The sequence below is a fragment of the Dactylosporangium sp. NPDC005572 genome (assembly GCF_040605515.1).
Classification (GTDB): Bacteria; Actinomycetota; Actinomycetes; order Mycobacteriales; family Micromonosporaceae; genus Dactylosporangium.
In genome coordinates this window covers 1-19,945 of sequence record NZ_JBEXCY010000213.1, presented here as the reverse complement: position 1 = coordinate 19,945, position 19,945 = coordinate 1, and the positions used below count along the sequence as shown (strand labels likewise).

The 19,945-nt window shown below is 73.5% G+C and carries 18 protein-coding genes and 1 pseudogene; 9 read left to right on the top strand and 10 right to left on the bottom strand.

Going from position 1 to position 19,945, the window contains the following annotated elements:
- The coding region (gene leuE, locus ABZS66_RS50950) for a leucine efflux protein LeuE (RefSeq protein WP_354770311.1) at positions 1–440 on the top strand (440 nt) is incomplete at its 5' end.
- Positions 441–517: 77 nt separating this feature from the next.
- Here leuE and ABZS66_RS50945 read toward each other — a convergent pair.
- Positions 518–886 carry a hypothetical protein gene (locus tag ABZS66_RS50945; protein WP_354770310.1) on the bottom strand — a complete coding sequence of 123 codons (369 nt, stop codon included), beginning with the start codon at positions 884–886 and terminating at the stop codon, positions 518–520.
- 167 nt (positions 887–1,053) lie between these two features.
- Between ABZS66_RS50945 and ABZS66_RS50940 the strand changes: the two genes are divergently transcribed.
- Positions 1,054–5,757: an ATP-dependent helicase gene (locus tag ABZS66_RS50940; RefSeq protein WP_354770309.1), complete on the top strand. Its 4,704-nt coding sequence runs from the start codon at positions 1,054–1,056 to the stop codon at positions 5,755–5,757.
- 249 nt (positions 5,758–6,006) lie between these two features.
- Here ABZS66_RS50940 and ABZS66_RS50935 read toward each other — a convergent pair whose 3' ends face one another.
- The gene (locus ABZS66_RS50935) at positions 6,007–6,945 is read right to left on the bottom strand and encodes an LLM class F420-dependent oxidoreductase (protein WP_354770308.1); all 939 of its coding nucleotides are present in this window, start codon (positions 6,943–6,945) and stop codon (positions 6,007–6,009) included.
- A 15-nt stretch (positions 6,946–6,960) separates the two neighbouring features.
- Between ABZS66_RS50935 and ABZS66_RS50930 the strand changes: the two genes are divergently transcribed.
- From ABZS66_RS50930 to ABZS66_RS50900, 7 genes are all read left to right on the top strand, one after another.
- Positions 6,961–7,752, top strand: coding sequence for an SAM-dependent chlorinase/fluorinase (locus ABZS66_RS50930; protein WP_354770307.1), 792 nt, complete (start codon positions 6,961–6,963; stop codon positions 7,750–7,752).
- Positions 7,753–7,821: 69 nt separating this feature from the next.
- Positions 7,822–8,664, top strand: a complete 843-nt coding sequence (locus ABZS66_RS50925; protein ID WP_354770306.1) for an SAM-dependent methyltransferase — start codon at positions 7,822–7,824, stop codon at positions 8,662–8,664.
- Positions 8,665–8,703: 39 nt separating this feature from the next.
- Positions 8,704–9,909, top strand: coding sequence for a cellulase family glycosylhydrolase (locus ABZS66_RS50920; protein ID WP_354770305.1), 1,206 nt, complete (start codon positions 8,704–8,706; stop codon positions 9,907–9,909).
- Complete coding sequence (locus tag ABZS66_RS50915) at positions 9,902–11,290, top strand: MFS transporter (RefSeq protein WP_354770304.1); 1,389 nt, start codon at positions 9,902–9,904, stop codon at positions 11,288–11,290. Before ABZS66_RS50920 ends, ABZS66_RS50915 begins: the two co-directional genes overlap by 8 nt.
- Positions 11,287–11,709 (top strand): hypothetical protein, encoded by a 423-nt coding sequence (locus ABZS66_RS50910; RefSeq protein WP_354770303.1) that lies wholly within the window; start codon positions 11,287–11,289, stop codon positions 11,707–11,709. The genes ABZS66_RS50915 and ABZS66_RS50910 overlap by 4 nt, the downstream gene beginning before the upstream one ends.
- A gap of 38 nt (positions 11,710–11,747) precedes the next feature.
- Positions 11,748–12,563, top strand: a complete 816-nt coding sequence (locus ABZS66_RS50905) for a DNA-formamidopyrimidine glycosylase family protein (RefSeq protein WP_354770302.1) — start codon at positions 11,748–11,750, stop codon at positions 12,561–12,563.
- A 103-nt stretch (positions 12,564–12,666) separates the two neighbouring features.
- Positions 12,667–13,455 carry a hypothetical protein gene (locus tag ABZS66_RS50900; RefSeq protein WP_354770301.1) on the top strand — a complete coding sequence of 263 codons (789 nt, stop codon included), beginning with the start codon at positions 12,667–12,669 and terminating at the stop codon, positions 13,453–13,455.
- A gap of 8 nt (positions 13,456–13,463) precedes the next feature.
- Here ABZS66_RS50900 and ABZS66_RS50895 read toward each other — a convergent pair whose 3' ends face one another.
- The 8 genes and pseudogenes from ABZS66_RS50895 to ABZS66_RS50860 form a co-directional block, all read right to left on the bottom strand.
- Positions 13,464–14,222 (bottom strand): hypothetical protein, encoded by a 759-nt coding sequence (locus tag ABZS66_RS50895; protein WP_354770300.1) that lies wholly within the window; start codon positions 14,220–14,222, stop codon positions 13,464–13,466.
- Positions 14,223–14,250: 28 nt separating this feature from the next.
- Entirely contained in the window at positions 14,251–15,111 is an 861-nt protein-coding gene (locus ABZS66_RS50890) for a PspA/IM30 family protein (protein WP_354770299.1), read from the bottom strand.
- Between the two features lie 159 nt (positions 15,112–15,270).
- A complete protein-coding gene (locus ABZS66_RS50885; RefSeq protein WP_354770298.1) occupies positions 15,271–16,080 on the bottom strand; it encodes a hypothetical protein in 810 nt (269 codons plus the stop codon).
- Positions 16,081–16,095: 15 nt separating this feature from the next.
- Entirely contained in the window at positions 16,096–17,913 is a 1,818-nt protein-coding gene (locus ABZS66_RS50880; RefSeq protein ID WP_354770297.1) for an extracellular solute-binding protein, read from the bottom strand.
- A 149-nt stretch (positions 17,914–18,062) separates the two neighbouring features.
- On the bottom strand, positions 18,063–18,578 hold the full coding sequence (locus tag ABZS66_RS50875) for a helix-turn-helix transcriptional regulator (RefSeq protein WP_354770296.1): 516 nt from the start codon (positions 18,576–18,578) through the stop codon (positions 18,063–18,065).
- A 93-nt stretch (positions 18,579–18,671) separates the two neighbouring features.
- The gene (locus ABZS66_RS50870; RefSeq protein ID WP_354770295.1) at positions 18,672–19,178 is read right to left on the bottom strand and encodes a CinA family protein; all 507 of its coding nucleotides are present in this window, start codon (positions 19,176–19,178) and stop codon (positions 18,672–18,674) included.
- Positions 19,175–19,795, bottom strand: a complete 621-nt coding sequence (pgsA, locus tag ABZS66_RS50865; RefSeq protein WP_354770294.1) for a CDP-diacylglycerol--glycerol-3-phosphate 3-phosphatidyltransferase — start codon at positions 19,793–19,795, stop codon at positions 19,175–19,177. Before pgsA ends, ABZS66_RS50870 begins: the two co-directional genes overlap by 4 nt.
- Positions 19,792–19,945, bottom strand: a pseudogene (locus tag ABZS66_RS50860) (30S ribosomal protein S12 methylthiotransferase RimO); the annotation flags it as partial. The gene pgsA and the pseudogene ABZS66_RS50860, both read right to left, overlap by 4 nt.

The following is a 19,945-nucleotide window of genomic DNA, read 5'->3' as shown; positions in this document are numbered from 1 at the left end:
TGTTCAACCTGGTGAAGTACGCGGGCGCGGTCTACCTTGCCTACATCGGCCTGCGGCTGGTGGTCGACACCGTGCGGCGGTTACGCCGCGGGCCCGCGGTGCAGGCGGCGGGGGCGGCACAGCCCGAGGCGCCGGCTGACCGGCCGTTCCGCCGCGCGCTGGTGGTCAGCCTGCTCAACCCGAAGGCGATCCTGTTCTTCGTCTCGTTCTTCATCCAGTTCGTCGACCCGGCCTATCCGCATCCGGCGGTGAGCTTCCTGATCCTGGGCGTGATCGCCGAGGTGCTGTCCGCGCTGTATCTCACCGTGCTGATCTTCGGCGGGCGGTATCTCGCCGACCAGTTCCGGTCGCGGCGCAAGCTGGCCGCCGGGCTGAGCACGATGGTCGGCGGGGCGTTCGTGGCGTTCAGCGTGAAGCTCGCGACGGCCAGCCTGTCCTGACGCGCGACCAATGGGGGGTCCCTCGCCGGCGGCTGGTGAGGGACCCCTTCGCTGCCCGGCCAGGCAGGCTCGGTGCGTCAGCCGGTCGGCGGATCGGCCACCACGAGGTCGGGGCGGCCGAGCTCGCGCAGCAGGTCGTTGACCACGCGGTGGTCCTTGCGGCGCCGCTCGGGCGCGGCGCGGCCGCCGGTGAGCAGCGCGAAGCGGGCGGGCCGCTGGTAGACGAAGTAGTGGACGGCGGCCCGGACGCGCGCCCGGTCGACCGCGCTCGCGCCGGACGTCTCGGCGACGAGGCGGCGCAGGGCGGCGGCGACCCGCTCGGCGTGGTCGACGTCGGCGGCGGGGCGGCCGGAGGGCAGCGTCGCGAGGTACGTGTCCAGCTGCCACACCAGCACGTCGGGCTCCTGCCGGACCGTCCGTTCGGCGATCGTGCGTTGTCCTGCCACCGGCGACTCCTGTGCGTGCTGTCGTGCCCGTTCGCTCCGTCGCGGCGATGGTGCCGCCGCGCGGAGATTGGCACATCTTAGCCAAACTCCTCAATTCGGGCAAATAGCCCTAATGCGATCGACCGATGGTTCGGAAAGTGTCGTACCCCCGAGGCAGGATGGGTGGCATGAAAGAGCTCGGTGGATTCGGGGCAGCGACGCGCGAGTGGTTCCGCGCGGCGTTCGCGGCGCCGACCGCGGCGCAGGCAGGAGCGTGGAAGGCGATCTCCGCCGGTCGGCACGCGCTCGTCGTCGCGCCGACCGGCTCCGGCAAGACCCTGGCCGCGTTCCTGTGGTCCCTCGACCAGCTCGCCGCGCACCCACCGGCCGACCCGGCCAAGCGCTGCCGGGTGCTCTATGTCAGCCCGCTGAAGGCCCTCGCGGTCGACGTCGAGCGCAACCTGCGCGCCCCGCTGACCGGCATCCGGCAGGCCGCCGCCCGGCTCGGGATGGAGCCGCCGGACATCCGGGTGGCGATGCGCACCGGCGACACCCCGGCCGACGAGCGGCGCGCGTTCACCCGCACGCCGCCCGACATTCTCATCACCACGCCGGAGTCGCTCTATCTGCTGCTCACGTCGCAGGCGCGGGAGTCGCTGCGCGGTGTCGAGACGGTGATCGTCGACGAGGTCCACGCCGTGTGCGCCACCAAGCGCGGCGCGCACCTGGCGCTGTCCCTGGAGCGGCTCGACGCGCTGCTGGAGCGGCCGGCCCAGCGGGTCGGGCTGTCGGCGACCGTGCGGCCGATCGACGAGACGGCCCGCTTCCTCGGGGGCGCCGCGCCGGTCGAGGTCGTTCAGCCGCCCACGGCCAAGACGATCGAGGTCGAGGTCCAGGTGCCGGTCGAGGACATGACCGCACTGGGCGAGACCGCGGGCGGCGAGGACGACGAGGACGGGCCGCGGCAGGCCTCCATCTGGCCGGCGGTCGAGGAGCGGGTGCTCGACCTCATCGAGGCACACCGCTCGACGATCGTGTTCACCAACTCCCGCCGCGGCGCCGAGCGGCTCTGCGCCCGGATCAACGAGCTCGCCGGCGCCCGCGCCGGGGTGCCGCAGCCCGACCAGCCGCGCACGCCGGCCGAGATGATGGCCCAGGCCGGCACGGCCAACGGGGCGCCGCCCGTCGTCGCCCGCGCGCACCACGGCAGCGTGTCCCGCGAGGAGCGCAAGCACATCGAGGAGGCGCTCAAGTCCGGGCAGCTGCCGGCCGTCGTCGCCACCTCCAGCCTGGAGCTGGGCATCGACATGGGCTCGGTCGACCTGGTGGTGCAGATCGAGGCGCCGCCCAGCGTCGCGGCCGGGCTGCAGCGGGTCGGCCGGGCCGGGCACCAGGTCGGCGCCGTCTCCCGCGGCGTGGTGTTCCCCAAGCACCGGGGCGACCTGGTCTCGTGCGCCGTGGTGGCCGAGCGGATGGTCGAGGGCGGCATCGAGGAGCTGCGCTATCCGCGCAACCCGCTCGACGTGCTGGCCCAGCAGATCATCGCGATGGTCGCGATGGAGCCCTGGCACGTCGACGAGCTGGCCGCGCTGGTCCGCCGCACCGCAGTCTTCGCCGACCTGCCGGAGTCGGCGCTGTTCGCGGTGCTCGACATGCTCGCCGGCCGCTATCCGTCGACGGCGTTCGCCGAGCTGCGACCGCGCGTGGTCTGGGACCGCACCGAGGGCGTGCTCACCGCGCGGCCGGGCGCCCAGCGGCTGGCCGTAACCAGCGGCGGGACGATTCCCGACCGGGGCCTGTTCGGCGTGTTCCTGGCCGGTGCCGAGAAGGCGGCGCGGGTCGGCGAGCTCGACGAGGAGATGGTGTACGAGTCTCGGGTCGGCGACGTTTTCCTGCTCGGCTCCACGTCGTGGCGCATCGAGGACATCACGCCCGACCGGGTGCTGGTCTCCCCCGCGCCGGGCGCCGCCGCCAAGATGCCGTTCTGGAAGGGCGACTCCCCCGGCCGGCCCGTCGAGCTGGGCCGGGCGATCGGCGCGCGGCTGCGCGGCTTCGTGAAGTCGGGCGACGAGGCCGCCCGCGCGCACCTGCGGACCGGCGGGCTCGACGACTGGGCCGCCGACAACCTCCTGGCCTATCTGCGGGAGCAGCGCGAGGCGACCCGGCACCTGCCCGACGACCGCACCGTGCTCGTGGAGCGGTTCCGCGATGAGCTCGGCGACTGGCGGCTGACCGTCCACTGTGTCCTGGGCGCGCGGGTCAACGCGCCGTGGGCATTGGCGATCGGGCGGCGGCTCAACGAGCGCTACGGCGTGGACGGTCAGGTGATGCCGAGCGACGACGGCATCGTGGTCCGGCTCCCCGACGTGGTCGACGAGCCGCCGGGCGCCGACCTGGTGGCGTTCGACCCCGACGAGATCGCCGGCATCGTCGAGGAGACGGTCGGCACGTCGGCGATGTTCGCCGCCCGGTTCCGTGAGTGTGCGGCCCGCGCGCTGCTGCTGCCCCGCCGCGACCCGCGCCGCCGCCAGCCGCTCTGGCAGCAGCGCCAGCGCTCGGCCCAGCTGCTCGACGTGGCCCGGGACTATGCCGACTTCCCGATCACGCTGGAGGCCGCCCGGGAGTGCCTCCAGGACGTGTTCGACGTTGCCGGCCTCGTCGGCGTCATGCGCGACATCGCCGGCCGCAAGCTGCGCATGGTCGAGGTGGAGACGCAGCGGCCGTCGCCGTTCGCGCGGTCGCTGCTGTTCGGCTACGTCGGCGCGTTCCTCTACGAGGGCGACGCTCCGCTGGCCGAGCGGCGGGCCGCCGCGCTCGCGCTCGACCCGACACTGCTCGCCGAGCTGCTCGGCCGGGTCGAGCTGCGCGAGCTGCTCGACCCGGAGGTCGTCACCGAGACCGAGCGCACCCTGCAGTGGCGCGGCGCCCAGCGCACCCCGCGCGACGCCGAGGACGTGGCCGAGATGCTGCGCGTGCTCGGCGACCTGTCCGACGCCGAGCTGACCGAGCGCGGTGCCGACCCGGCCTGGGCCGCCGAGTTGGCCGCCCAGCGGCGGGCGATCCAGGTGCGGGTCGCCGGTGAGGCGCGCTGGATCTCGGTCGAGGACGCCGGCCGGCTCCGCGACGCGCTCGGCGTGGCGCTGCCCGTCGGCCTGCCCGCCGCCTACCTGGAGCCCGTCGCCGACCCGCTCGGCGACCTGGTCTCCCGTTACGCGCGCACGCACGGGCCGTTCCTCGCGATGACCTGCGCGGCGCGGTTCGGGCTCGGGGTGTTCGTCGTCGAGCAGGCGCTGCGCCGCCTGACCTCGACGGTGTCCGGCGAGTTCTCCCCCGGCGGCGCCGGCACCGAGTGGTGCGACGCCGAGATCCTGCGCCTGCTGCGCCGCCGCTCGCTCGCCGCCCTGCGCCGCGAGATCGAGCCGGTGCCGCCGCGCGCGCTCGCCCGCTTCCTGCCGCAGTGGCACCACATCGGCGCCTCGCGGGCCCGCGGCGTCGAGGCCGTCGCGTCGGCCATCGAGCAGCTCCAGGGCATCGCCATGCCGGCCTCCGCGCTGGAGCGCCTGATCCTGCCGGCCCGCGTCGCCGACTACACCCCGGCGTATCTCGACGAGCTGTGCGCCTCCGGCGACCTGGTCTGGTCCGGCGCCGGCGCCATCGGCGAGCACGACGGCTGGCTGAGCCTCGCGTTCGCCGACACGGCCCCGCTCCTGCTCCACCCACCGACCGACGTCGGCGGCCCCCTCCACGACGCCATCCTCACGGCGCTGGACGGTGGCCAGGCCCTGTTCCTGCGCACGCTCGCCGACCGCGTCACCGAGATCCTCGCGTCCGCTCCCCCCGCCGCCGCCCTGCCGGACCCGCCCCCGACGCCCAACGGCGGGGAGGCAGCACGAGACGGCGCCGCGAGCGAGCGCGCGCCCCGCAACGGCGCGCGGGCAAGACTCGGGGACGCCGACCTTCACCAAAGCCAGCGGGCTGGCGAGCCAGTTGCGGCGGTCGGGAACGCGCGTGGGGGCGCCGGCTTCTCGGAGGCGGACCTCATCGCGGCGCTGTGGGACCTCGTCTGGGCCGGCCGGATCTCCAACGACACGCTGGCACCGCTGCGGGCGAAGCTCGGCGGGGGCGGCGCGCATCGGTCGCGGCCGTCGGCGCCGCGGTCACGGTACCGGCGGCCGGGGTCGGCGCTGGCCCGCGCGTCGCTCGCCGTCGCGCGGACCGGCCCGCCCACGGCTGCCGGGCGCTGGCACCGCCTGCCCGACCGCGACCTCGACCCGACCCGCCGCGCGACGGCCAACGCCGAACTGCTGCTCGACCGGCACGGCATCGTCACGCGCGGGGCGGTCATGGCCGAGGACCTTCCCGGCGCGTTCGCCGGGGTCTATCCGGTGCTTGCCGCGATGGAGGAGCGGGGCGCGGCCCGGCGTGGGTATTTCGTGGAGGGGCTCGGCGCGGCCCAGTTCGCGCTGCCGGGGGCGGTCGATCGGCTGCGGGGCGGCACCGAGAGCCGCGACTCGCTGGTGCTGGCGGCGACGGACCCCGCCAATCCGTACGGGGCAGCGCTCCCCTGGCCCGACCGCGTCGTCGACGCCGGCGACGGCGAGCGAGCCGGCCACCGGGCCGGGCGCAAGGCGGGCGCGCTGGTCGTGACGGTGGGCGGCGACCTGGTTCTGTATGTGGAGCGGGGCGGCCGGACCCTGTTGTCGTACGTGGACGATCCCGAGCTGCTCGCCCTCGCGGCGAAGGCCCTCGCCGACGCTGTGCACGGCGGCGCGCTCGGTGCCCTGTCCGTCGAGCGCGCCGACGGCGAGTCGATCCTGGCCTCCCCGCTACGCGAGGCTTTATCCGCGGCCGGCTTCCGCAGCACGCCGAGGGGCCTCCGCCTCCGCGGCTGACCGCGCCCGCCGGAGGATCGGGCCGGGCCGGAAGGAGCGTCGAGCGGAGCCCGGCGCCGGCTCACCCTGCCCGCCGAGCAGCCGGACCGAGCCGGACAAAAGGAGCGTCGAGCGAAGCCCGGCGCCGGATCACCGTGCCCGAGCAGCCGGGTCGGGGTGGTCAACGGGCGTGCGGTCCACGGCCGCCGTCGGCGCCAGGCCGAAGCGAGCGGTGGGAGCCCGGCCCCCACCGCTCGCGAACAGGCACCGCTACGGGAGGAGGGGGGCCACCTCGGCCGCGATCAGTTCCAGGTGGTCCAGGTCGCGCATGTCCAGCAGCTGCAGGAACGCGCGGGACGCGCCCGCCTTGGCGAACTCGCTCAGTTGCTCGGCCACCTGGGACGGGGTGCCGTAGATCTGGCCGCCGCGGTCGCGCGGGCCGTCCGGGTCCAGGCCCACCGACTCGGCGCGGCGGCGGATGTCGGACTCGGTCTCGCCGCAGATGATGGTCTGGGCGAACGAGAACACGATCGGGGCCCGGCCGTCGCGGCCCTCCTCCTCGATGGCCGCCACGACCCGCTTGTACGCGGCGTCGGTGTCGGCCAGGGTCGAGAACGGGACGTTGAACTCGTCGCCGTAGCGGGCCGCCAGCTGCGGCGTGCGGCGCGGGCCCTTGCCGCCGATGATGACCGGCGGGCCGGGCTGCTGGACCGGCTTGGGAAGGGCCGGGGAGTCCACGATGTCGTAGTACCGGCCCTCGAAGGAGAACGTCTGGCCGGCCGGGGTCGACCACAGGCCGGTCAGGATCGCCAGCTGCTCGGACAGGCGGTCGAAGCGCTCGCCGACGGGCGGGAACGGGATGCCGTACGCGGTGTGCTCGACCTCGAACCAACCCGCGCCCAGGCCGACCTCGACCCGGCCGTTGCTCATCGCGTCGACCTGGGCGATCGCGACCGCCAGCGGGCCCGGGTAGCGGAACGTCGCCGAGGTGACGAGCGTGCCGAGCCGGATCGTCGACGTCTCGCGGGCGAGCGCTCCCAGCGTCACCCAGGAGTCCGTCGGGCCGGGCAGTCCGGTGCCGCCCATCGAAACGTAGTGGTCGGAACGGAAGAACGCCTCGAAGCCGAGCGCCTCGGCCCGCTGCGCGATGGCGAGCTGGTCCTCGTAACTGGCACCCTGCTGGGGTTCGGTGAACACGCAAAGCCGCATGAGTCCGACACTATCGTGGTGGCCGTGCAATGGATCTCGTTCACCACCGACTACGGGCTCGATGACGGGTTCGTCGCCGCCTGTCACGGCGTGATCGCGCAGCTGGCGCCGAGCGCGCGGATCATCGACGTGACGCACCTGATCCCGCCGGGCGACATCAGAAGAGGGTCCCTCGTGCTCGCACAGACGGTGCCGTCGCTTCCGACATCGGTGCACCTCGCGGTCGTCGACCCGGGCGTCGGCACGAAGAGACGGCCGATCGCGATCCGGACCAATGGCGACCACTACCTCGTCGGCCCCGACAACGGACTGCTGATCCCGGCCGCCGAGGCGCTGGGCGGCATATCGACAGCAGTACATCTCACCAACAGCGCGTGGTTCGGCGGTACCGTATCCGCCACCTTCCACGGCCGGGACATCTTCGCGCCGGTGGCCGCCCGCCTGGCGCGCGGCGACGACCTGAGCACCGCCGGCGAAGCGATCAACGACCTCGAGGAGCTCGGAAAGCCCCACGTCGTGCGGACGAACAGCGGCATCGTCGCCGAGGTGCTGACCGTGGACCGGTTCGGCAACGTGCAGCTCGCGGCCAAAGCCGACGCCGGCACCGACATCGCCGAGGTCAACGGGCAACCGGCCCGGAGCGGCAGCACGTTCGGCGCCGTGGAGCCCGGTGAGCTGGTCGTCCTGACCGACTCCGCCGGCCACCTGGCCGTGGCCGTCAACCAGGGCCGCGCCGCCGAGCGGCTCAACGTGAAGCCCGGCGACCGGGTCACGCTGACGATCGGCGATTCGGGCCATCTCGGATAGCCGGGTTCCCGGCATATGATCCGAGCCGGACGGGAATACCCAAGCCGATCACACATGCGGAGAGCGGACATGTCAGGCGCCGACTGGATGAAGCCCAAGCCCGACGCGACCAAGGAGCCGGTCGACCTCCAGACCAACCGGCCCCACCCGGCCCGGGTCTACGACTACCTGCTCGGCGGCAAGGACAACTTCCCGGCCGACCGCACCGCCGCCGAGGCCGGCCTCAAGGCCAACCCCAACAGCCGGATCCCACCGCGCGAGAACCGCAACTTCCTGCGCCGCGCGGTCGAGTACCTGGCCCGGGAGCAGGGCATCCGCCAGTTCCTCGACATCGGCACCGGCATCCCGACCTCACCCAACGTGCACGAGGTCGCCCAGGCCCTCGCGCCCGACTCGCGGATCGTCTACGTCGACAACGACCCGATCGTGCTGGCGCACGCGCGGGCGCTGCTGACGAGCAAGCCCGAGGGCCGCACCGAGTACATCGACGCCGACCTGCGCAACGTCGACCGCATCCTGAACGCGCCCGCGCTGCGCGAGGTCATCGACCTCAACCAGCCGGTGGGGCTGCTGCTCATCGCGATCATGCACTTCGTGGGCGACGCCGACAAGCCGTACGAGATCGTGCAGCAGCTGGTCGACGCGCTGCCGTCGGGGAGCTTCCTCACGCTGACCCACCTGACCGGCGACTTCGACGCGGCCGCCTGGGATCGGGTCGCGGCGATCTACGCGAAGCAGGGCGTGACGATGCAGGTGCGCCCGCACGACGACATCGCCCGCTTCTTCACCGGCCTGGAGCTGGTCGAGCCGGGCCTGCCGATCGTCACGAAGTGGCGCCCCGACGCCGACGTCAACCCCGACGCCACCGACACCCAGGTCGCGGTGTACGGAGGAGTGGCGCGCAAGGCATAAGCAAGGCATGACCAACGCAGAAGCGGGCAGTGCGCAGGCGTGCGCAAGGCCCCGCCGCTGGTCGCGGTCGTCCTGCTGCTGGTGGCGGCGCTTGTGGTACCGATGCAGCCGCCAAGGCCGGCGAGGGAAATGTGCGTGCAGGACATCGTGCAGGCACGGGCCGTCGCCGGCCTCGCCAACTTCTCCGCCTGGCTGCGCCGCAACCACGCCAGCGGGTTCATCGGCGAGATGGGCTGGCCGGCCGACCGTGACGCCGCGCAGTGGAGCGGCGTCGCCGAGGCCTGGTACGACGCGGCCGACATCGTCGGGCTGCCGGTCACCGCGTGGGCGGCCGGCGCCTGGCCGGCCAACTACCCGATGGCCGTCTACCGGCCCGTGGCGCTCGGCCAGCACCTCGACGTCGACGTGGCCGGCCCGCAGGCGAAGGTCGTCGAGTCGCACGGGACGACGCCGCGGTACCTCAGAGGCGTCAACCTCGCCGCGGGCTCCTTCGCCGCCTCCGACAGCAACGGCGGCTTCGGCACCGCCAACCCCGGCCGCTACGGGCACGACTACACGTACGAGACGCCGGAGAGCTACCGGTTCCTGGCGAGCCGCGGCATCCACCTCGTGCGGCTGGCGGTGAACTGGGAGCGGCTCCAGCCACGGCCGTTCGGCCCGCTCGACCAGGTCGAGGTCGAGCGGGTCCGCCAGGCGCTCAGCCACGCGCAGGCGGCCGGCCTCAAGGTGATCGTCGACCTGCACAACTACGGCGACTACGCGGACGGCGGCGGCGACACGGGCCACCTGCGGATGCTGCGGCTCGGCGAGGACGCCCTGCCGACGACCGCGCTCGCCGACTTCTGGCAGCGGATGAGCCCGGTTGCGGACAATCCCGCGGTCGTCGGCCTGGGCCTGCTCAACGAGCCGACCCGGCTGGCCGCCGACGGACGGGCCGGCGCGCTCATCTGGGAGCGGGCCGCGCAGCAGTCGGTCGACGCCCTGCGCCGCATCGGGGACCGGCGGGCGATCCTGGTCAGCGGGTACGTCCCGATGGGGCCGCCGTCGTGGGGGCAGATGCACCCGGTCGCGTGGATCACCGACCCGGCGAACAACGTCGCGTACGAGTCGCACGCGTACTTCGACCACGACGGCAGCGGCAAGTACTGGATGTCGTACTCCGACGAGCTGCGCAGCGTCACCTGGCCGCACCCCGCGCTCTGCCAGCGCCTGACCCCGATGACCCGCCAGGTCCTCAATGCGTGACCGCGCGCTCGCGGTCGGCCTCGTGGCCGCGTTCATGACCCTGCTCGACGTGAGCATCGTGAACGTGGCGATCCCCTCGATCCAGGCCGGCCTCGGCGTCGGCGACAGCGGCCTGCAGTGGGTGCTGTCCGGCTACGCGCTCACGTTCGGCCTGCTGCTGGTGCCCGCCGGCCGCTTCGGCGACGCGCGCGGCATCCGCGGCGTGTTCGTCGCCGGCCTGCTCGCCTTCACGCTCACCAGCGCGCTCGCGGGCGCGGCCCGCGACGAGGCCTGGCTGGTCGCCGCCCGGCTGCTGCAGGGCGCCGCCGCCGGCGTGCTCAACCCGCAGGTCACCGGCCTGATCCAGCGCCTCTACCAGCCCGCCGAGCGGGCCCGCCCGTTCGGCCTGCTGGGCGCCACGGTCGGGCTCGCCACCGCTATCGGCCCGCTGCTCGGCGGCCTGCTCATCCACGTCGCCGGACCGGCCGAGGGCTGGCGCTGGATCTTCTACATCAACGTGCCGGTCGGCCTGGCGGCGGCGGTGCTGGGCTGGCGGATCATCCCGCGCCGGCCGCCCGAGCGGCGCCGCCGCGAGACCCTCGACCCGGTCGGCGTGGTGCTGCTCGGCCTGGCCGTGGTGCAGATCCTGCTGCCGCTGGTGGAGGGGCGGCAGTGGCAGACGCCCGCGAAGTGGCTGCTGGTGGTGACCGGTCTGGCCACGCTCGGGGCATTTGCCGGATGGGAGCGGCGCTTCGCGCGCCGGGCGGTGCCGCTGATCCAGCTCAGCCTCTTCCGGGTCCGCTCCTACCGCCTCGGGACGATCGTGGTGCTCGTCTATTTCGCGGGATTCACCGCCAACTTTTTCATTTTCACGCTGTACCTCCAGCAGGGCCACGGCTACTCAGCCCTCGCCGCCGGGTTGACGCTGACGCCGTTCGCGGTCGGCTCCGGCGTGGCTGCGTTCGTCGGCGGCCGCATCGTCAACCGCTTCGGCCGCCCCTTGGTGGCGTTCGGCCTGGTGGCGGTCATGGCGGGATTCGCCGCGTCGATCGCGGTGGTGCATGTGGTACCGCCGGACGCCGTGCATCTCTACCTCGCCCTGCCGCTGCTCGTCGCCGGCATCGGCAGCGGGCTGGTGATCACGCCGAACCAGACGCTGACCCTGGCCGAGGTGCCCGTCGAGCGGTCCGGCAGCGCGTCCGGCGTCGTGCAGACCGCGCAGCGCATCGGGGCGGCGTTCGGCATCGCGGCGATCGGCTCGGTGTTCTTCGCCCGCATCGACGCCGGCTGGAACGCGGCCCTGACGGCGGCGCTGCTCGCGGCGATCGGTTTCCTGCTACTTGCCCTGGTGGCGGCCCTGGCCGACATCCGTGGCGCCCGCCGCCTACGCTGTGAACAATGAGACGCTGGTCGATCCTCATGCTGGGAGTCGGCGCCGGAGCGTTCGCGGGCGCGCTGCTCGCGTCGCCGGCCGCGATGTGGACCGGCGCCGGGCTGACCGGCGCGGCCCTGGTCTGGTACGCGGCGTCCGGCGACCGCCCGGCCCCGGTCCCGGCCGTCGCGGAAGAGCTCGCCGAGCTCGGCTCCGAGGTCGACCGCATCCTGACCGTCGCCGAGCACCAGGCCGGCGAGATCGTCGCCGACGCCCGCACGCAGGCGTCGCGGATCCGCGGCGAGTCGTGGGTGGTGTGGCGCCAGGACGACAACGGCAACCGGGCCGAGGTGGCCCGGGTCAACTCCCGCCCGGCCGCCGACACCCTCGCGACGGCGATGGAGTCCCGCGGCCACCGCCAGATGTACTGGGTCGCCGCCGCGGACTGAGGCGGTCTTCCGGAACGGAAGCAGGGCAGGATGGGGGCATGCCCGAAGGCGACACCGTCTGGAACACCGCACGGGTCATCGGCGAGGTCCTCGAGGGGCAGGTCATCGAGCGCAGCGACTTCCGCGTGCCGCGGCTCGCCACCTCCGACCTGTCCGGATGGACGATCGCCGACTCCGCCTGCCGCGGCAAGCACCTGCTGCTGCGGTTCACGCGCGACGGCGCCGCGGGCCGCACCCTCCACTCGCACCTGCGCATGGACGGGACCTGGCGCACGTACAAGGTCGGCGAGCGCTGGTCGGGCCGCCCCGCCCACCTCATCCGGGTGGCGCTGCAGACGCCGGCCGCGGTCGGCGTCGGCTACCACCTGCACGAGCTCGACATCGTGCCCACTGCCGAGGAGTCGCGGCTCGTCGGCCACCTGGGCCCCGACCTGATGGGCGACGACTGGGACCCGGCCGAGGCGGTCGCGCGGCTGGGCCGCCGGCCCGAGCGCTGGATCGCCGACGCGCTGCTCGACCAGCGGAACCTGGCCGGGATCGGCAACCTGTACAAGGCGGAGACGCTGTTCCTGCGCGGCCTGTCCCCGTGGACGCCGGTCGGCGAGGTGCCCGACCTGCCGGCGGTGGTGGACCTCGCGCACCGGCTCCTCAACTCCAACCGCGGCCGGTGGACCCAGGCGACCACCGGATCCCTGCGCCACGGCGAGGCGAACTGGGTCTTCGAGCGCTCCGGCCGCCCGTGCCGGCGCTGCGGCACGACGGTTCGCCGCTGGACGGGCGGCGACCACGAGCGCATCACGTACTGGTGCGAGCGCTGCCAGCCGGGCCCTCGACCGCCGACGGAAAACGGCTAGCAGCCGCCGGGTAGGGTCTTGGTGGCACACCTGTGGACGGCCGGCGTCGTTCTGGTGGGGCCTTCTGGGGAGGAGCGATGAACACGACGACCGCGGAGCCGCGGTGGACCACCGGCTGAGCCGGCGCGGCCTCGTCCGCGGGGCCGGCGCCTCGCTGATCGCGGCCTGGCTGGGCGCCTGTGACAGCGCGCCGGGGGTCACCCTGACCGAGTCGCCCGCCGTCCTGCCGCCCGCCGACACGCCGCTCGCGACCTGGGAGCTCGCCGGCGGCTTCACCAGCCCCGGCATGCTCGCGCTGCGCGCCCCGCGCCTGGTCGTCTTCGGCGACGGCGAGGCGATCGCCGACGCCGCCTACCGGGCCCAGCTCGACGCCGATCAGCTCCAGTCGCTGGCGAACGGGCTGTCCAACGACCTCGGCTCGGCCGACGCCCAGAAGAAGCCGACGGCCACCCCGACGATCGTCGACGCACCGGTCACCAAGGTGTCCGTGTGGTCGGACACCGGCGTGCTCTCGTTCAGCGCCGAGGCGCTCGACGAGACGAAGAGCGACCACCTGTATGCCGACGTGCTGTACGAGGCCCGCGACCGCCTGGCGGCCGTGCACAAGACGGTGTCGACGAAGGCCCAGCCGTACCTGGCCGCCCGGGTGCGGGTGGTGGCCGTGCCGGCCGAGGACGAGGTGATCGACGCGGTGGCCTGGCCGGCCGAGGTGACGGTGCCGGCGGCCGACGCGGAGGGCCTGCGCAAGGCCGACCTGGGCGGCGACGCCGCCCGGGCCGTCGTCCGGGTGCTGACCCGCGACCTGGACCAGCGCGGCGCGTGGCCGGCCTACCGCCTCGCGGACGGCAAGCTGATCCGCGCCAGCTGGCGCTACTTGCTGCCGAACGAGTAGGCGGCGTCTCAGGCCGGCTGGGGCCGCGGGTTCGGGGCCGTGCGGAGGTCGGCGAGGCCCTCGGCGACGCCGCGCAGGAACGCCGTCGCGTCCGCCAGGTTGCCGACCGTGGCACTGTCCTCGGCGACGCAGCCGGCCGCGGCGGTGACGAACTGCTCATACGCCGTCACGCCCTGCTCCAGCTGGGCCGCGAGCATCGCGTGGGCCGGGCGCAGCGACTCGCCGGCCGGGCCGAGGCCCATCGCCCGCTCGACCGACGCCGTGCGCTGGGCCAGGTCGCGCAGCGACTGCTCGGCCACGGTGGCGTCGAGCACGGCGGCCTCGGCGGCCGGACCCAGCCGCCCGATCAGGCCGCTGAGCATGGTCGACGCGCGGTCGAGCCGCTTCCACGGCTCCGCGACGGTCAGGCCGCGTAACCGGAACGTCTCGCGCTGGCGGTCGATCTCCGACAGCACCGTCCTACCGGCCGGGAGCCGCTGGACGAGGCCGACGAGCTTCTCGCGGGCGAGTGCGCCGGCGAGCGCCGGGTCGGGCTCCTCGGGGACCGGGAGCCGCCGGAAGGCGCGGAGGTCGAGCCACCGCCAGACCGCGATGGCGATGGAGCCACCCGCCCCCGCCGCCCAGAACGCGTCGGGGAGGCCGAGCCCGCTGTACGGCACGAGAACCGCCGTGGCGCCCGTCAGCAGCCCGGCCCGCACGGACCAGCCCCGGGCGGAGCGGTGCAGCCTCCGCAGTCGCTTCAGGTGCTTGGTCCGTGCCGTGGCCATGTTGCCCGCCCCCCGGATTCGCTCAGGTTCAGCTCGCGCTGGCGGAGTCCCCCGCCGCCTTGTCCTTGTTCATGTTGGCCCGGATCTCGTCGAGGCGGGCGACGCTCGCGTCCTTCTGCCCGGTCGGCGCCGCGACGGCGGGCGAGTCCGGGGTGGCGGCGAGCTTCTCGCCGGCCATGCTGGCGCGGATCTGGTCGAGGCGGGAGCTGCCGGCCATGTCGAGCGTCGAGCGCTGCACCTCCAGCATCCGCCCCTCGACGGAGTTTGAGGCGAGCTCGGCGCGGCCCATCGCGTTGGCGTAGCGGCGCTCGATCTTCTCGCGCACCTCGTCGAGCGACGGGGTGTTGCCGGGGGCGGCGAGGCCGCTCATCGACTCCAGCGACTTGGCGACCGTCTCCTGCATCTTCGCCTGCTCCAGCTGGCTGAGCAGCTTGGTGCGCTCGGCGAGCTTCTGCTGGAGCATCATCGCGTTGTTCTCGACCGCCTTGCGCGCCTGGGCGGCCGCGTTGAGCGACTGGTCGTGGAGGGTCTTGAGGTCCTCCATGCCCTGCTCGGCGGCGACCAGCTGGGTCGCGAACACCTGGGCGGTCTGCTCATACTGCGTGGCCTTGGCCTCGTCACCCTCGGCGCGCGACTTGTCGGCGAGCACGAGCGCCTGACGGGCCGAGCCCTGTAGCTTCTCGACCTCGGACATCTGCCGCGACAGCCGCATCTCGAGCTGCCGCTGGTTGCCGATCACGGCCGCGGCCTGCTGCACCAGCGCCTGGTGCTGACGCTGCGCGTCCTCGATCGCCTGCTGGATCTGCACCTTCGGATCGGCGTACTCGTCGATCTTGGCCCCGAAGAGCGCCATGAGGTACTTCCAGCCCTTAGCGAACGGATTCGCCATTTCGCGGTCCTCTCTCGGCCTGCACAGGAACGTGCGCCATTCCATCGTGTCAGGCGCGCGCTAGAGCGTCACGCCCACGTTGAGGGCAAACCCCCGGAAAATACGGTCAAACTGGTTGGAACTTCACACAAGTCAGGGTGATCTCAGGGCTGCCCCTCCTCACTTACCCTCACCTCCACCCGAGAGCGCGGTGCGGGACAGCCGCTCCGCCTCGGCGAGGCCCGCACGCAGCCCCTCGAGATCGTTGGTGAGCTCGGCGACCCGCGACGCGGTGAGCGACGCGCCGCCGGCGGTGGTGGCGTGGAGGGCGAGCAGCTCCGACATCCGGGCGACGAGGCCCTCCAGCCCGAGCACCGCCGCCTGCATGCGGGCGAGCAGCATCTCGCGGGCCTCGCGGAGCCGCCGGGCGACGTCGAGCTGGTCGCTGATCGCCCGCAGCGCGCGCTCCCGCTCGTCGCGCAGCGGCCCGGCCGGCACGCCGCGCAGCCCGCGGTGCAGCTGGCTGCGGTCCTGCTCGAGCTGCGGCGCGTTGATCCGGGCCGCCGACTGCTCGATGAGCGTGACCTGGCCGGCGAAGCGGGCCAGGTCGTCGAGCGCGGCGGCCGCCTGGTCGTCGACCTCGCCGATCTGGCCGCGCAGGATCGGGTCGGGCGAGCCCTCCGACTGCTGCCGCAGCGTGCGCACGGCGGCCCCGGCCCGGCGCAGCCACCGCTCGGCGTCGCTGCCCCGGGGCGGGGACGGCAGGTTGGGCGGCGTTTTGACCTGCGGCCGGCCGGCGCCGCCGCGGTCGGTCATCGCGCCGAGGCCGACCCGGATGCCGTAGACGGCGCCGGCGACGGCGAGCCCGACCGGCACGCCGACCAGCAGGCCGGCCGGAGCGAGCGCGGCCGCGACCGCCCCGCCCAGGCCGCCCAGGATGCCGGCCGCGACGAGGCCCCACGGCTCGGTCAGCTGCTCCTTGACGCCCACGCCCGTAAGTGTGCCCTAGAAGTTGCTCAGGACGTTGACCAGAACCTTGTCGATCGTCGTCGGATCGCTGGCATCGTAGGCCGCCGCCCGCGACGCCGACGAGATCCGTTGCAGGACGCCGAGGTCGGCCTGCCCGCCGTACGCGATGGTGAAGACGCGGACCGGGATCTCCTTCTCGGCCGTGTCGATGTCGCGGACCAGGGCGTCGATGTCGCTGTCCTTCGGGTACTCGTTCTTGCCGTCGGTGAGCACCACGACCGCGTTGATGCGGCTCGGGTCGGCGACCGAGGCGACCTTGTTCTGGGCCGCCCGGGTTGTCGCGTAGAGGGCGGTGCCGCCCTCGGCGCTGAGCGACTTGACGACCTGCTCCAGCCGGGACCGGTTGGCCGACAGCGCGCCGATCGGGACCTGCTCGGTGTACGGCGTCGCGGCCCCGTTGACCTCCGTCGAGAACGTCCAGAGGCCGACCTCGTCGTCCGGGGCGAACATCGTCAGCGACTGGAGCGCAGCCTTCTTGGCCAGCTCGATGCGGGTCTGCCCGTTGCCGGCGTCGTTGTTCATCGAGCCGGACACGTCCAGCACGAGCAGCACCTTGGCCCGCTTGCGCTGGGCGTCCCAGGTCGTCAGGGCCTTCTCCAGCACCTGCGGCGCCGGCGGGTCGATGACGGTGAACTTCGCGTCGGGCAGCAGGCCGTTCGCGGTGCTCAGGCCGGCGCCGCCCTTGCCCTCGAACGTGCGGAACGCCAGGTCGGTGAAGCGCTTCTGCTGCTGGGTGTCCTTCACGTACCCCAGGAAGTCGTCGGCCGCCGCCTTCTGCTCGTCACTCGCGTTCGTCAGCACGACGTACGGGTGGTCGGACAGCAGCGTGCCTTCCTTCGGGTAGACCGCGACCAGCGGCACCCGCGGCTTGGGCCCCTTCCCGGCCAGCGCCGGGTCGCCGGTCGGGTTGCCCTGGTTGTAGTCGTAGACCGACTTCTCCTCGACGGCGACGGCGCTCACGTACGTCATGCCGCGCCCCGCCTGGTCCGCCGCGGCGAGGTTGGACAGGAACGTCAGCGTCGTGTCGCCGTAGTGGACGACGCCGGACTCGACCGACTTCACGTACTGGAGCACGCCCGCGTTCGACAGGTCCTTGTCGGTGAGGTCGGTCGACCGGCCGGTCGCCGCGAAGTAGGCGCCGATCGTGGCGTTGAGGCCCGAGGTCGAGTAGTGCGGGTTGGTCTTGCCGAGCTTGAAGCGGCCCCACTCCGGGTGCCCCTTCGAGCCCCACCCGTTCGGGTCGTTGGTGAGCCCGAGGACGTCGCTCCAGCCGATCGGCTTCGCCGGCCAGCCGAGCGCCTCCGCCATCGGCTTGGGCATCGCGAGGACCAGCGGCGACTGCGCGATCGTCGGCAGCTTCCCGTCGGGCACCAGCGCACCCTTGTCACCGGCGGCCAGCCGCTGCTTCAGCAGCGACACCCAGGAGGACGCCGCCGGTGTCCAGACCTGCGGCACCGGCCCGTCCTTGTCCGCGTTCCAGCCGGCGGCCAGCGCGTCGAGCGCGGCGCCCGAGGCCTTCGAGGTCACGACCGGATCGGCGCACTTGCCGTCGAACCGGCGGTCGTCCTGGATGTAGCTCTTGGCGATCTGCTGGAGGAGCGCGGCCTTCTCGCTGGACGCGGCGATGTTGAGCGAGATGCAGCCGTCCCGGTGCGGGTTGGCCTCCGGCTCGTCGCCGTCCTTGGTGGCCGTCAGCACGAAGTAGACGCCGCAGATCGCGACCAGACCGACCACGACCGCGATGATGATCGGTAAGGGGCTGCGCCGCCGCTGGTACGGTGCCGGGAAGGTCACGGTTCGTTCGCCTCCGCGAGAAGCCTGCCAATGCGCCGAGTGCCCGGCGTGGCACCAGTGTGGCAGGTGCGGTCGAATCGCCCGGTCCCCCCTGGCCACCCGGTTGACCTTGCCCGGAGTGCTCCCCTGACGCCCGCTTCACCAACGGGTCAGGCGGCGTAGACGACCTCGCGCTCGCGGTCGATCGGGCCGCGGCTCGCGCGCAGCGTGGTGCGCAGCGGCCCGTCGTGGCGGACGGCGACCGAGAGCTTCGCGTCGGCCGAGATCTTGGCCTTGGGCGTACCCCGGCTCAGGCGCGCCTCCGGCCCGGCGCCCGCGGCAGCGGCAGCGGGCTCCACGGCGGCCTCGTCCGACGAGGCGGTCGTGCCCGCGGACGCGGGTGCCGGCGTGGCCGAGTCCGGAGCGCCGACCGGCACGAGCACCGGCGGCAGGTCCTCGGAGAGCGCCAGCGTGTCGCTCACGTCACGCAGGACCTCGGACAGCGCGGCGCCGAGCGCCTCGCAGATCGCGGCGAGCAGCTCGCTCGATGCTTCCTTCTGGCCGCGCTCGATCTCCGACAGGTAGCCCAGGCTCACGTTGGCGGCCGTGGACACCTCGCGCAGCGTGCGGTGCTGGGCCTGCCGTCGCGCGCGCAGCGCGTCACCGATGACTCGACGAAGCAGCACGGTGGCACCCCCTCTGACGCAGCTGGCAAGACCGCGAAAACTGGTACCCGTCACGGTACCTGGTGTGGAGCCGATCGACACCCCGCCCCGCAGTTATCGAGGGGTGAGGGTGACCGCGAGGGTCTCGCCCAGCAGGCGGACGGCCGCCTCGACGGCCCCCCGCCGGATCGCCGGCCGGTCGCCTTCGAGGGTGAGCTCGCGCACCTCGACCCGCTCCGGTTCCCCGTGCGCCGCGGGCGGCCCGACCACCGCCACGTAGACCCGTCCGACCGGCTGACCAGCCTGTGGATCGGGGCCGGCCACCCCGGTGGTGGCGGCCGCCCAGTCCGAGACGCACCGCTCGCGGGCCCCGGCGGCGAGCGCCGCCGCGACCGACGGGTCGACCGGGCCGTGCGCGTCGAGCAGCGGCGCGGGCACGCCGAGGAGTGTCGCCTTCAGGGCTGTTGCGTACGCCACGATGCCCCCGCGGAACACCCGGCTGGCCCCCGGCACCTCCACGAAGGCGGCCGCCAGCAGCCCGCCGGTCAGCGACTCGGCCACCGCGAGGGTCTCACCGCGGGCGGCGAGCGCCGTGAGGATCGCTTCGGCGTCATTCGTCATACGACCGGCTCGTCCGCTGGGGGCGCCACGGCGGGCGCCGGACCGGGAAAGGGCAGCGGCGACCGCCGGAGGCGGATCGCCCGCAGGACATAGTCCGCACCTGTGACGACCGTCACCGCGACGGCGGCGAACATCAGCCATGGGCCGACGGCGGCGAGGCCGTCGGGCAGCGGCGACAGATACCACCCGATGGCCAGGATCTGCAGCGCCGTCTTGGCCTTGCCGCCCCGGCTGGCCGGGATGACCCCGTGCCGGATGACCCAGAACCGCAGGGCGGTCACGCCCCACTCGCGGACCAGGATGACGAGGGTCACCCACCAGGGCAGCTTGTCGTAGATCGACAGCAGGACGAGCGCCGCGCCGGTGAGGGCCTTGTCGGCGATCGGGTCGGCGACCTTGCCGAACGACGTCACCAGGTTGTGCGCGCGGGCGATCCAGCCGTCGACATAATCGGTCGCCGAGGCGATGACGAAGATGATCCCCGCCGCGAGCTGCCAGCTGTCGCCGGTCATGCCGCTCGCCACGACGCAGCCGACGAACACCGGCACGAGCACCATCCGCACGACCGTGAGGACGTTGGCCGCGTTGAGCAGGGGAACGGGCTTGACCGGCGTCATGGCCGGAAGCTCACAGCCGGACTGATCATCTCGAGCGGCACCGCCACCAGGTCGACACCGACACTGTCGGTGATCTTGGCGCGCACGAAGTCACCGGGGCGCAGCACGGCCGGGTCCAGCCCGGCGCCGGCCACGAGCGTGGTCGAGCCG